The following is a 12167-nucleotide window of genomic DNA, read 5'->3' on the forward strand; positions in this document are numbered from 1 at the left end:
TTGAAACCCCGTGCTTCTAGTACGGCTTTACATTAATTTTTGGTAGAATAGTATTGGTCAATGACCCACCCGCGACGATGGAGACATAAACCCTAACACCAAAGCTTGCGAAACTTCGCAACGGGGAAGAAAAATCGGTAGACCGGGAAAAGAGGACGGGGCAATGGGTAGAGCTATCCCTCGAATCAACCAAAAACCTAGAAATTCTTTTCGGAATTTCGACACCTAAGAACCGCTGGGCTAGCGGGGATAGTCTGTGGAGCGAACGTAAGACCATAAAACTCCTTGCGGGTAGAGGCAGTTGCAATGAAGCAGAAACCTGAATCGTAGCGTCCTCGTTTTTGAGGAGAACTCAAAAATATGGACGGGCGCGTGAGGTTTAGGAATCACCGCACTTTTAGGGCGGTGAGGATGTCAAGTTAAGTTGACCCCATAAGCTACAAAACGCCTTTAGAACTGGGAATTTGTTCGGCGCGACGAGGATCGATTTCTAATGCCATTCGCATCGCACGAGCAAAGGCTTTAAAAGTAGCTTCGATGATATGGTGAGAGTTGATACCATCAAGTTGGCGAATGTGCAGCGTCATTTGGGCATGATTGACGATCGCAACGAAAAATTCTCGCACTAATTGAGTATCATAAGTACCGACGCGCTGGGTGGGAATTTCTAAGCCGTAGCTGAGGTGCGGTCTACCGGAGAAGTCGAGGGCGACTTGAACTAAGGCTTCGTCGAGAGGGGCGACAAAATGCCCGAAGCGATGGATTCCTTTGCGATCGCGCAATGCTTGGGCTAAGGCTTGCCCCATTGTAATCCCTACGTCCTCGTTGGTGTGGTGGTCGTCGATTTCAATATCTCCCGTCGCTTGAATATCGAGATCGATTAAGCCGTGGGAAGAGATTTGATGCAACATATGATCGAGGAAGGGAACGCCGGTATTAGCGTGACATTTTCCGGTTCCATCTAAATTGAGGCTGACTTGCACGTCAGTTTCCCCGGTGGTGCGCCGCACGGAGGCACTGCGAGCGGTTGAAGGGGCGGTGAGGGCGCGATCGCTAAGCTGCATAAATCTAAAATTCAGAATTTTCTAAGGAATATTGTATTTTAAAGGAATCACCGTCTACAATTCGTAGTTCGTAATTCGTAGTTCGTAATTCGTAGTTCGTAATTCGTAATTCACCACTCACCACTCACCACTCATAACTCATAACTCATAACTCATCATTCATAATTTATAAGACTGTCATGATTCAACCTGCAAAAAGCACTCACATCAGAACTTTAGAACAATTGCGATCGCTCACTAATCTTCTTGATAATGCTGTTGGTATTCCTGGTACGCGCTACCGCGTGGGATTGGATCCGGTTCTCGGATTATTGCCGGGAGTTGGGGACTATGCAGGCGCGATGATGTCGAGTTATATCGTGATTCAAGCAGCGCGAATGGGTGCTTCTCGGGCGACTTTAGGACGGATGGTGTCGAATATCATTTTGGATTCCTTCGTGGGGATGGTTCCTTTATTCGGTGATTTATTCGATGCGGGGTGGAAAGCTAATACTAAAAATATTGCCTTGTTGGAGCAACATCTCGAACTTCCTCAAAGTCGTCAAAAAGCGGATTGGCTGTTTTTGGGATTGCTGTTAGGCGGGTTGCTTTTGGTGCTGCTTCTGGTTACTGCGATTAGCGTTACGCTTTTCCAAGGCGTTTTTAGGTTTTTGCAATTCTTGTTCGCACGTTAAGGGATGACTGTACGGAGCGGTTCTAAAATGAAGAGAATGCCTCCGAAGGCGATCGCGACTCCTAATGTAAGTCCGGTTGCAGTGGCAGGATAATCGGGAAGGACTTGTAACATCGCCGCCCAAGCAATGGGGGTTGTGGACTGAAGCAGCACGATTCCGAGCAGTAAGGCGGTGAAATGGCGTTCTCCAAGCCATAGGAGGGGAAGGGCGCACAAGAGGGCAAATTGCGTCCAGCGCCACGCCCCGACGCGATCGCCCAAAAATCCGCCGAGGAGCTTACCTAGGGCTGCGGCGATCGCTAATGCGAGCAGTAAATCGGCACGTGCTAAGTAAATTTGCTGAAATAAATTCCAAATTGCCGAGCGCAACGCGATCGCGCCCAATAAAACCGCAATCCACACCTCGCGATTTTCCAGGAGTCTTTCACCTTTGAAGCTCTGAATGTGTGGATAAAATCGAGCTTGAGAGACTAATAGGGCGATTGTCCCCGCCAGCAGTAGTAAAGCGGCGAAAAAGGGCGCGATCGCATTTTGCTGTGTCAGCCCGATAATACCCCCGATTGCCAATCCAACCACTCCTGGTGCGGCAAATACCGAGAGTTCCGTTATTTTTCCCGCAGCGAGAGCGTTCGCGATCGCGCCACCGCCGGGATGAAACAGTGCCGAACCGCATCCAGCCAAGAAAACAGCGGCTATTGGCGTGCTGCCAGAGAGGGGTAAAGCAAAGGCGAGGAGGAGTAGTCCCCCAATGGCTGCCAGATGTGGCTTGAGGGCGCGATCGACGAGTAAACCCGCGATCGCTTGAGCGCCAAAGGCAAGCGCATTGTAGAGTAAAATCCAGAGCGAAATTTCAAGCAGCGATCGCCCGCGCGCCAAACTTGCCAGCAGGAAGGCTGCCGACGCATCCGCAACGCCGTGCGCTGTTCCTAACGCGAGTAGAAGAGAGCGATCGCATTGCCGCGTTATCGAGGCGAAAACCACAGCCGCAATACTCCGAATAAGAGGATTAAAACACAGTAGCTCGCCGCATTCGCAACGGCAGATGCAAAGGCAGTTTCTCGCAATGGCTTGCGCCGCAACAACAGCAGCATTGACCCTTCAATCAGGAAGGATAGCGCCCAACTGAGGAAAAGCCATAAGGGGAAGAAAATTGCGGGGGGGAGAATTCGATAAAGCGCTGCAAAATTGATGAGACTGAGCGGTAAACCGATAATGCCCGAAGTCATATTGGTGAGGGAAGCATCGAGGAGCGATCGCTGCCAAGTTCCCCATTCCAACTGCCACAAAACCAACGTTTCGCAAACAATCACAATAAGTTCAAAGACAATAAAACCAACCCCACCAATAATAGGAATTGTTTGGGCGGGCAAAACATCGGCAAGAAGAATTATGCCTAACATTGAGTTCATTCTCAATTCCTAACTCCCATTTTATAACTCATCAATCTTTTTGCGTCAAATCATTTCGCTCCAGTTCGTAATTCATAACTCATAATTCATAACTGTCCAAACGAGCTAGAAATATCGATTAACCAACGCACCGTTTGCGGGAAGATAACAACCAATACTAAGACAATGCCCTGCAACGCCATAAACGGTAAAGCACTGCGATGAATATCCGCTGTCGAAACTTCTTTCGGCGCTACGCTCTGAAGGTAAAAAAGGGAAAATCCAACTGGCGGGGAAATAAAAGCAGTTTGCAAGTTAATCGCCATAATCACTCCAAACCAAACCATATCTAAGCCCAACGCTTGAGCAGCGGGAACTAATAAGGGCATAGCAATAAAGCAAATTTCGATAAATTCGAGGAAGGATCCAAGCGCGAAAATAACGATATTACTGACGATCAAAAATCCAACTTTTCCTCCTGGTAGTTTCAGCAATAAATCGGTAATTAACGTCTTTCCGCCTAACGCATCAAACACTAAAGCAAACAGAGAGGAACACAATAAAATCATTAGGACGAGCGCTGTAATCACCATTGTCGAGTGTGCTGCATCTCGGAGTAATTGCAGTGTCAAGCGCTTGTTAAAAGCTGCAATGATACTCGCACCAACCGCACCCACTGCCCCCGCTTCTGTCGGCGTTGCCAAACCAAAAAAGATACTGCCCAATACGGCAAAAATGAGGAGTAAGGAAGGAACAATCGTTTTTAGGACTTTTTGGAAGAGTTCGCCCTTTTTCGGAAGCGGTACATCCGCCGGGAGAACCGGCACCATCTCCGGTTTAACAAAGGCTAAAGCAATAATATAAAGTAAATACGAACCCGACAGCATCAAGCCGGGAATTAATGCGCCTAAAAATAAATCGCCTACGGAAACCCCGATTTGGTCGCTGAGAATCACTAAAACTAAACTGGGAGGAATGAGTTGCGCTAAAGTTCCTGAAGCAACAATAATTCCGGCGGCTAATTTTTTATCGTAACCGTAACGCAACATAGCGGGTAAATACAGCATCCCCATCACGATTACGGTTGCGGCAACAACGCCCGTTGTTGCCGCAAGTAACGTCCCCACGACGACGACGGCTAGCGCCAATCCGCCCCGCACTCGCCGTAGCATAATTCCCATTGTTTCTAATAATTCTTCTGCCAGTCCGGACTTTTCTAAAATTGCGCCGAGAAAGACGAAATAGGGAATTGCGAGAAGGGTAAAATTGGACATCGTACCGAACCACAGATTCGGCAATAAAAGCAAGCGGTTGAGGTCAAACGCACCAAAAATTAAACCGATCGCGCCAAATAAGAGCGCCGTTCCCGCAAAGGAAAATGCAACGGGATAACCGCTAATTAAAATAAAGAAAAAGCCGACAAACATTAAGATTGCTAGCCATTCATACCCCATAATTGACCTCGCTGTTTAATTAGAAATTAAAAGGTAAAAATTAAAAATTACTTATTCGGGTGCGATTTTTTCGGAAGATTCTAAGCGAACGCGATCTTCAATGTCTTGGTAACCTAAGATAATGGCTAAATATTTAATGGCTTGGGAAATACTTTGTAGCAACAATAAGAGTAATCCGATGGGAATCATTGTTTTAATCGGCGCGCGCGGCAAACCGTTAGCATCGGAGGAGATTTCCCACGGCCCCCAACTGCCATCGGGCAATCGTCCCCAAGATTGTAGGACGGGATTAAACGTTACCCAAAGCCCTATGAGACAGAAGGGAATTAAAAATAAAACCGTCCCGACTAAATCGACGAGAGCTTGTTTTTTGGGTGAAAAATGCGAGTATAAAAAATCAACGCGGACGTTTTCGTTATGCAGGAGAATATAAGAAAATCCGAGCCAAAATAAGATGGAAAATAAGTACCATTGCAGTTCGATGAACGCATTGGAAGAGAGTTGCTGGCCGACGAAACGACCGAGAAACCGGGCGATAACGTTATAAAAACCGACTCCGAGGGTTAATAAGACCAGCCAATTGGCAAGCCATCCCAACTTTTCAGATAAATTATCGATCGCGCGGGAAAATTTCAGCAGCGATCGCACCGGCAGCCTTCTAAAAAACCGAACCATATTATCGAACGCAACAAGGGAAACTTCAGCCGTCCTATTCTACCGAAATGCGTTCCCCTTCTCGTGATATTCTGAGGAAACTTTGTTTGGTAGGGTTGATATGAAACGTCGAGCTATTGTTAGAGCGTTATCCCAAGGCGCGATCGCGACGACGGGCGTTGCGATTGTCGGTGGGTGCAGATCCGCACAGAATTCCGCCGCACCGGGTTCTACCAATACCGCCAACCCTGCCGATCTTGCGAATTTGCCTTCTCTACAATGGCAAATGGCAACCAGTTGGCCGCGATCGCTCGATACAATCTTTGGGGGGGCGCAAGTCTTAGCCGATCGCGTCGCCGCCCTCACGGGTGGAAAATTGAAGTTAGTCCCCCGTGCCGCCGGAGAAGTCGCCCCGCCCTTAGATGTCTTAAACGTCGTCTCCCAAGGCGGCGTACAGTGCGGACATACCGCCTCTTATTACTATGTCGGGCGCAATCCCGCCCTCGCCTTCGGTACTACCCTTCCCTTCGGATTCACCGCCCAACAGCAGAATGCTTGGCTTTATGAAGGCGGCGGTTTGAAAAAATTACAAGAAATTTACGCCGCTAAATTTAACGTCATTCAGTTTCCGGCGGGCAATACCGGCACGCAAATGGGCGGTTGGTTTCGCAAGGAAGTCGCAACACTCAACGATCTCAAAGGCTTAAAAATGCGGATTCCGGGATTGGGCGGGCAGGTGATGGCGAAGTTAGGCGTAAACGTGCAAACGATCGCGGGGGGCGAAATTTTCCAAGCGCTACAAACCGGCGCGATCGATGCAGCAGAATGGGTTGGGCCTTACGATGATGAAAAATTGGGCCTCAATAAAGCCGCGAAATTTTATTACTATCCCGGTTGGTGGGAACCGGGTGCAACCTTGGAATTTCAGGTTAATTTAAACGAGTGGAAAAAGTTACCGGCGCAATATCAACAAGCAATTCAAACGGCTGCGTTTGAGTCTAATGCAACCATGCTGGCGCGCTACGAATCTCGCAATAACGAAGCATTGCAAAAATTGCTTTCTACCGGAACGCAAGTGCGTCCTTACAGCCCGGAAATTTTAGCGGCGGCAGAACAGGCAGCTTTCGCGCTTTACGATGAGTTTGCCGCCAAAGATGTCGATTTTAAGGCAGTCTATGATTTGTGGAAACCCTTCCGCGATCGCGTCACCGCCTGGAATAAACTCAATGAAGGCAGTTTTGCCAATTATATTTACTCGAAAATAAAAGCGTAGGGACTTTGTATACAACGTCCCTACCGATAAAAACCTTTGACGGCTCCTCGCCCTAAAGATGCGAGGATTCTTGGATCGTAGGGAGTCTAATGACTTTACCCTCACCAAAATTCACGGCGATGCGCCCCACCGCTGTATGAGAAAATTCTTTCTGCTCCCTTGGAGCCAAAACTTTCCCAGGAAATTACGCCCATTGCGAGACAGGTTCCTCCGCTCTTGGCGCGAGTCTCTGACTGTGTGGCGGATGCCTTTATCCTACCATCAGGCATCCGCCCTAGAAGGGCGTAGCTCTGTATCCCATTATTTTCGGTCAAAATTCAAGATGTGGAGGCGTGGCTTGTGTTCCCCCATCCCCCGCACGAGACAAAATTTAGCTTGACAGACCGATCGCGAAGGTACGGGAATTGCGATCGCGTTCTGGGAAAAACCGAACGCTATCTCGGCTCTAGCTCTGTTAGCATCAAATACAGGGTATGAATTATTATTAAGTTGGCGACCCGAGGAGATTGCGATCCGATGCCTTCGACTGACTTCAAAGACTACTACGCCCTCTTGGGGGTTAATAAAACCGCTAGCGCTGAAGAAATTAAAAAAACCTTCCGCAAATTGGCGTTAAAATACCATCCCGATCGCAACCCGGGAGACAAAGCCGCTGAAGCGCGCTTCAAAGAAATTAGCGAAGCCTACGAAGTGCTGTCCGACGCGGATAAGCGCAAAAAATACGACAATTACGGGCAGTATTGGCAGCAAGCCGAGAAAGCAGGAGATTACGCGCGCGGCGGTGCGGGCGTAGACTTCGGCGGCTTCGATTTTGGACGCTACGGCAGTTTTGAAGAATTTATCAACGACTTACTCGGTGGGATAGGCGGACAAACGGGAGGCGGGCGCACGGGAAATTACACCTACCGCACCTCCACTTCAACCGGACGTTCCGGTTATAGTAGCACCGATACTTTTAACACCGGCTTTAACGGACAAGCGACTCAAAGCGATACGGAATCCACCATTCAACTCACTTGGTCGGAAGCCTATCGCGGCACCAAGAAGCGCTTGAATTTAGGGAGTGAAGTTATCGACGTGCGCATTCCTCCCGGCGCAAAACCGGGCGTTCGCATTCGAGTTCGGGAAAAGGGCAATGTGAACCCTTACACCCGCAAGCGTGGCGATTTGAACCTGAAAGTAGAACTCTCGCCCCATCCCTTCTTCCGCTTTGAGGATGACAATTTAGTCTGCGAAGTGCCGATCGCGCCAGACGAAGCTGCTTTAGGTGCTTCGATTGAAGTGCCAACGCTGGATGGTATGGTGACGATGAAAGTCCCGGCGGGGATTCGCGGCGGACAATCGCTGCGGTTGCGGGGCAAAGGTTGGCCGAATCCCAAAGGCGGACGCGGCGACCAATTGGTAAAAATCGCGATCGCAACCCCCCAAAATCTCAGTAAAACCGAACGGGAATATTACGAAAAACTGCGCGGCGTTCGTACAGAAAATCCGCGCGCTCATTTGCAGAATATTCAAGTTTAATGAGTTTGGAATGACAGAATGCGATCGCTAAGTAAGTGCAATAGCTCCGATTTGCCCTCGCTCAAGCGTTGGACGGTTCGAGACTATCACCGCATGAGCGAACTGGGAATTCTCGACCCTAGCGAGCGAACCGAACTCATCGACGGACAAATTACTTTGATGATTGCTAAGGGAACGCCTCATGTTACTGCCTTACGCTTACTGGCAGCAAAATTAGAGGCGTTGCTTGTTGGCGATGAAAATGTTTTTGTAAGTACCCAAGACCCAATTCTTTTAGACGATCTTTCCGAACCCGAACCCGATTTAGTTCTCGCACGCGGCACAATTTTAGACTACAGCGAAACGCATCCCTGCTCGGAAGATATTTATCTCCTCGTCGAAGTTGCCGATTCCACTTTAAAAACTGACTGCGAAATTAAAGATAAACTCTATGCCCGCGCCGGAATTGCTGACTATTGGGTTCTAGATGTTAAAGAGCGCCAACTCCATCTTTTCCGCGACCCAACAGCAACAGGATATACTCGCCACCTCATCGTTTCCGAACCCAATCGAGTGGCTTCGCTTGCCTTTCCCCACCTCAACCTTTCCTTAAGCGAAATTCTTCCTCCTCAAGCTTAAAATCCCATCTTAATATCTACCATTTATCAACGTCCCGTAGGGGCATAGCACTGCTATGCCCTCTTAAGTAATCGTGCAAAATCAATAAAAATTGGGATAAAAGAATAGTAGGGTTCAGTGCTGAAAATTTGTGGAAGTGTTTCCAAGCATCCGGAGTGAATTCTAGCTTGAAGGGCATCATACCAACTCTCATTGATTTTGCACGATTCCCGAAGAGGGCATAACGATGTTATGCCCCTACGACGAAAAATTTAGTGCATCGTAACTGAGAATTGGTATCAGTCCTCTTTGGTAAGATTGGCTGACTTTCTGCTATTATATATCTAAAAAATAACGAAAATTAGTTTTTAGGTTTCCAGTCCAGCATTTATCATTTGAGCGATTATGAACCCAGCCGTTTTAATTGAAAAATTACAAAAAAATTACGGTTCCATTCCTGCGGTAAAAGACGTTTCTTTTCGAGTCGATCGCGGCGAGATTTTCGGACTGCTTGGCCCCAACGGTGCGGGCAAAACGACGACGATCCGCTGTTTGTGTACCCTAGCCAAGCCCGATGCGGGCAAAGTCGAAGTTTGCGGGATTGACGCGATCGCGCAGCCCAAAATCGCGCGACGCAGATTGGGTTACGTCGCCCAAGAAGTCGCCCTCGATAAAGTCCTCACCGGACGCGAACTGCTGCAACTCCAAGCCGCCCTCTACCACCTCCCCAACGCCAACGCCAAAGCGCGCATCGAACAACTGATTCAAATGCTTGGCCTCTCGGAATACGCCGATCGCCAAACAGGAGGCTATTCTGGCGGGTTGCGCAAGCGCTTGGATCTCGCCGCCGGACTCCTCCACCAACCCGATTTACTCGTCCTCGACGAACCCACCGTCGGTTTGGATATCGAAAGTCGCGCGGCAGTCTGGGAGTTTTTGCGAAACTTGCGCGCGGCGGGAACCACGGTATTAATCACCAGCCATTATTTAGAGGAAGTAGACGCACTAGCCGATCGCCTCGCAATTATCGATAAAGGAACCGTCATCGCTGAAGGAACCCCCTCGCAACTCAAAGATCGAGTCGGCGGCGATCGCGTTACGCTACGAGTGCGCGAGTTTACTGCCACCGAAGAAGCCGAAACCGTGCGAGATAAGTTACTAACGCTGCCCTTTGTCGAAGAAGCGATCGTTAATCCCGCCCAAGGCAATTCACTCAACCTCGTCGTCGCACCGCAAAGCAATCCTTTAACTAAAATCGAGCAAACCTTGCAAGAACTCAGCTTGCCCGTTTTCAGTATGGCTCAATCTCGCCCCAGTCTCGATGATGTTTACCTCGCTGCCACCGGACGTACTCTTATGGATGCAGAATTAGCCGCCGCAGGCAGTCGAGATTTAAAGAAAGAGAAAAAGCAAGAAATGAAGTAATTGATAATTGATAATTGACAATGGATAACGAAAGAATAAAGTAGGGTGCGTTAGCGGAGCGTAACGCACCGTTCATCTAACTGAGAAAAGGTGAATAGTCAATGTAGTAGTTCATCCAACTTTCTGTATTCTTTTCAACTGAGAAGAAGCAATAATTACGGTGCAAACGCACCCCAAAAAACTCGCGTTGGAGTCGGCAACGCCTAACAGCCAAGGCTTTTGTGCGTTTACAAACGTACATTGGCGTTTTAAGTAGCGCGATCGCCGCAAATTTCAATTTCGGGGGGATTTTTGTAAAGATTCAAAAAATGTAGCGAAAGAACATTGACAGTGGGAGGAGGAGAGTAGATTAATTTTAAATAGGTTTCGACCGAAAGTTCGGAACTTCGAGAAAATAAAATTTTCTTTCATTGAGAATAAAAAAGACCATATCGTTTCTCCCTCACAGAAACGCCAACCCGCCTCGGTTGCCGCCAGTGCGATCGAACCCTCCGCCAACTCTATCACTTTATCAGGAACCCCTATGCCCGAAACCACCAGCCAAGTTGCCGAACCTGCTAATGGTATGGTTTATGCGATCGGTACTCTCGGTTACGACTTCGGCACTGAAGCCCGCCGCGACACCTTCAAACAGTTGATGCCCCCCTACACCATTCAAGGCAGTCAGATTCCTGCCAACCCTTACGACGCGCGGCAAATGGTGGATTACCTGGCTGAGAACCTGTCGGAAATGAAGTCGCTGATTTGGACGCTGAACCTGGAATCTCCAGTTTACGCGATCGAACCTACGGGTTCCTTATCCGGCAATGTCTACGCCATCCTGCAAGACCTCCTCGCCGGTCAAGTCGAAGCCGAAGACAGTGCAGCTTACATCGAGCGAGTCAACATTCCCGGTCTAATTACGGGTCGCACCGTGCGCCTGTTCTCCGGTCAAGTCGTCCCCGTCATCGAACTCCCAAGCCCTCGCGTGATGTACGGCTGGCACGTCAACACCCTAGTAGATGCCGCCCTAGAAGCGGTTGGAGCAAAACAGGATGCTGATGAAAAGCAAATGCGCCGCACCCTCAGCAGCTTCCTGAATCGAATCTACTACGATCTCCGCAACCTGGGGCAAACCTCCCAAGACCGCGCCCTCAACTTCGCTGCAACCAATGCTTTCCAAGCGGCGCAAACCTTCTCAGAAGCCGTCGGGGCGGGGATGGAACTCGGTAGCATTAATGTGTCCAAGAGTCCCTTCTGTCGGCTGGATAACGATTGTTGGGACGTGCAACTGAAATTCTTCGATCCGGAAGACTACCGTCGCGCCAAGAACTTCCGGTTTACCATAGATGTGAGCGATCTCATGCCCGTTACTCTGGGCGAGGTGCGTTCTTGGTCGTCGTCTGATTAAGATGAATTCCGAAGTGATTTCGTAGGATGGGTTAGTTCATATTCAAAAAATATAGCGAAAGGCAGTGCTGTATTTTTCTTACACTGCTGCATAACCTGAAGGAGCAACAAATATGATTCAAACGCGCCCTAAAAAACTGACCTTTGAGGAATACCTCGAGTATGAAGATGAAACCGATAACCGCTACGAACTCATCGATGGAGAATTAATTGCCTTGCCCCCAGAATCAGGATTGAATGATTTTATCGCTCGCTTCTTACTCTTCCTTTTTGCCAGTCAAAATCTCGTCCCCCTGAAACTGCTTGCTATCCACACCTGCGAAATTCAAGTCCCCATTCTGCAACCCGGAGATGCTGCCAATCGTTACCCCGATTTAGTGGTATTGCACGAAGAACATTGGCAGTTAACCCAAAAACGACTCACGATTACCTTGGAAATGCCGCCACCGCAATTGGTGGTGGAAATTGTCAGTCCCGGACGCATCGGGAAAGAACGAGACTACCTTCGCAAGCGAGCGCAATATGCCGCAGTTTCTATTCCTGAGTATTGGATTATCGATCCTCAAAAACAAACTGTTTCGGTGTTATTATTAGAAGGAAATTCTGGGCAATATTGCGATCGCGTTTTTCGAGGACAAGACTCTCTTGTTTCTCCTACCTTTCCAACTTTACAGTTAACAGTAGAACAGCTTTTTGCATCAATCGACTAAAGAATTACTAAAGTTTGGG

The 12167-nt window shown here is 48.6% G+C and carries 12 protein-coding genes; 7 read left to right on the top strand and 5 right to left on the bottom strand.

What is annotated here, in order from left to right:
- Positions 1 to 437 precede the first annotated feature (437 nt).
- Positions 438 to 1064, bottom strand: a complete 627-nt coding sequence (hisB, locus tag H6G50_RS18620; RefSeq protein WP_190719593.1) for an imidazoleglycerol-phosphate dehydratase HisB — start codon at positions 1062 to 1064, stop codon at positions 438 to 440.
- 179 nt (positions 1065 to 1243) lie between these two features.
- On the opposite strand from hisB, the gene H6G50_RS18625 reads away from it, so the two are divergent.
- Complete coding sequence (locus H6G50_RS18625; protein WP_190719596.1) at positions 1244 to 1738, top strand: DUF4112 domain-containing protein; 495 nt, start codon at positions 1244 to 1246, stop codon at positions 1736 to 1738.
- Here H6G50_RS18625 and H6G50_RS18630 read toward each other — a convergent pair.
- From H6G50_RS18630 to H6G50_RS18645, 4 genes are all read right to left on the bottom strand, one after another.
- Positions 1735 to 2718, bottom strand: a complete 984-nt coding sequence (locus tag H6G50_RS18630) for an MFS transporter (RefSeq protein WP_190719599.1) — start codon at positions 2716 to 2718, stop codon at positions 1735 to 1737. The genes H6G50_RS18625 and H6G50_RS18630 overlap by 4 nt on opposite strands.
- A complete protein-coding gene (locus H6G50_RS18635) occupies positions 2700 to 3146 on the bottom strand; it encodes a hypothetical protein (protein WP_190719601.1) in 447 nt (148 codons plus the stop codon). Before H6G50_RS18635 ends, H6G50_RS18630 begins: the two co-directional genes overlap by 19 nt.
- An 86-nt stretch (positions 3147 to 3232) precedes the next feature.
- Positions 3233 to 4579, bottom strand: a complete 1347-nt coding sequence (locus H6G50_RS18640) for a TRAP transporter large permease subunit (protein WP_190719604.1) — start codon at positions 4577 to 4579, stop codon at positions 3233 to 3235.
- 51 nt (positions 4580 to 4630) lie between these two features.
- Positions 4631 to 5254, bottom strand: coding sequence for a TRAP transporter small permease subunit (locus tag H6G50_RS18645; protein WP_190719607.1), 624 nt, complete (start codon positions 5252 to 5254; stop codon positions 4631 to 4633).
- 100 nt (positions 5255 to 5354) lie between these two features.
- Here H6G50_RS18645 and H6G50_RS18650 point away from each other — a divergent pair, with 100 nt between their 5' ends.
- The 6 genes from H6G50_RS18650 to H6G50_RS18675 all read left to right on the top strand — a co-directional run bounded on the left by H6G50_RS18650 (position 5355) and on the right by H6G50_RS18675 (position 12148).
- A complete protein-coding gene (locus H6G50_RS18650; protein ID WP_190719610.1) occupies positions 5355 to 6506 on the top strand; it encodes a TRAP transporter substrate-binding protein in 1152 nt (383 codons plus the stop codon).
- A gap of 516 nt (positions 6507 to 7022) precedes the next feature.
- Complete coding sequence (locus tag H6G50_RS18655) at positions 7023 to 8027, top strand: DnaJ C-terminal domain-containing protein (RefSeq protein WP_190719613.1); 1005 nt, start codon at positions 7023 to 7025, stop codon at positions 8025 to 8027.
- An 18-nt stretch (positions 8028 to 8045) separates the two neighbouring features.
- Positions 8046 to 8645: a Uma2 family endonuclease gene (locus tag H6G50_RS18660; protein WP_190719616.1), complete on the top strand. Its 600-nt coding sequence runs from the start codon at positions 8046 to 8048 to the stop codon at positions 8643 to 8645.
- Between the two features lie 384 nt (positions 8646 to 9029).
- The gene (locus H6G50_RS18665) at positions 9030 to 10049 is read left to right on the top strand and encodes an ATP-binding cassette domain-containing protein (RefSeq protein WP_190719619.1); all 1020 of its coding nucleotides are present in this window, start codon (positions 9030 to 9032) and stop codon (positions 10047 to 10049) included.
- A gap of 352 nt (positions 10050 to 10401) precedes the next feature.
- Positions 10402 to 11439, top strand: a complete 1038-nt coding sequence (locus H6G50_RS18670) for a PatA/PatG family cyanobactin maturation protease (protein WP_347239964.1) — start codon at positions 10402 to 10404, stop codon at positions 11437 to 11439.
- A 112-nt stretch (positions 11440 to 11551) separates the two neighbouring features.
- Entirely contained in the window at positions 11552 to 12148 is a 597-nt protein-coding gene (locus tag H6G50_RS18675) for a Uma2 family endonuclease (RefSeq protein ID WP_190719622.1), read from the top strand.
- The last annotated feature ends 19 nt before the right edge of the window (positions 12149 to 12167 follow it).

Source organism: Oscillatoria sp. FACHB-1406, from assembly GCF_014698145.1.
In the GTDB taxonomy this organism is placed as follows: domain Bacteria; phylum Cyanobacteriota; class Cyanobacteriia; order Cyanobacteriales; family Spirulinaceae; genus FACHB-1406.

What these genes read in the sequence shown, in the direction of transcription:
- hisB (WP_190719593.1), bottom strand. Translation starts at nt 1,064, where the DNA reads ATGCAGCTTAGCGATCGCGCCCTCACCGCCCCTTCAACCGCTCGCAGT.
- H6G50_RS18625 (WP_190719596.1), top strand. Translation starts at nt 1,244, where the DNA reads ATGATTCAACCTGCAAAAAGCACTCACATCAGAACTTTAGAACAATTG.
- H6G50_RS18635 (WP_190719601.1), bottom strand. Translation starts at nt 3,146, where the DNA reads ATGAACTCAATGTTAGGCATAATTCTTCTTGCCGATGTTTTGCCCGCC.
- H6G50_RS18640 (WP_190719604.1), bottom strand. Translation starts at nt 4,579, where the DNA reads ATGGGGTATGAATGGCTAGCAATCTTAATGTTTGTCGGCTTTTTCTTT.
- H6G50_RS18645 (WP_190719607.1), bottom strand. Translation starts at nt 5,254, where the DNA reads ATGGTTCGGTTTTTTAGAAGGCTGCCGGTGCGATCGCTGCTGAAATTT.
- H6G50_RS18650 (WP_190719610.1), top strand. Translation starts at nt 5,355, where the DNA reads ATGAAACGTCGAGCTATTGTTAGAGCGTTATCCCAAGGCGCGATCGCG.
- H6G50_RS18655 (WP_190719613.1), top strand. Translation starts at nt 7,023, where the DNA reads ATGCCTTCGACTGACTTCAAAGACTACTACGCCCTCTTGGGGGTTAAT.
- H6G50_RS18660 (WP_190719616.1), top strand. Translation starts at nt 8,046, where the DNA reads ATGCGATCGCTAAGTAAGTGCAATAGCTCCGATTTGCCCTCGCTCAAG.
- H6G50_RS18665 (WP_190719619.1), top strand. Translation starts at nt 9,030, where the DNA reads ATGAACCCAGCCGTTTTAATTGAAAAATTACAAAAAAATTACGGTTCC.
- H6G50_RS18675 (WP_190719622.1), top strand. Translation starts at nt 11,552, where the DNA reads ATGATTCAAACGCGCCCTAAAAAACTGACCTTTGAGGAATACCTCGAG.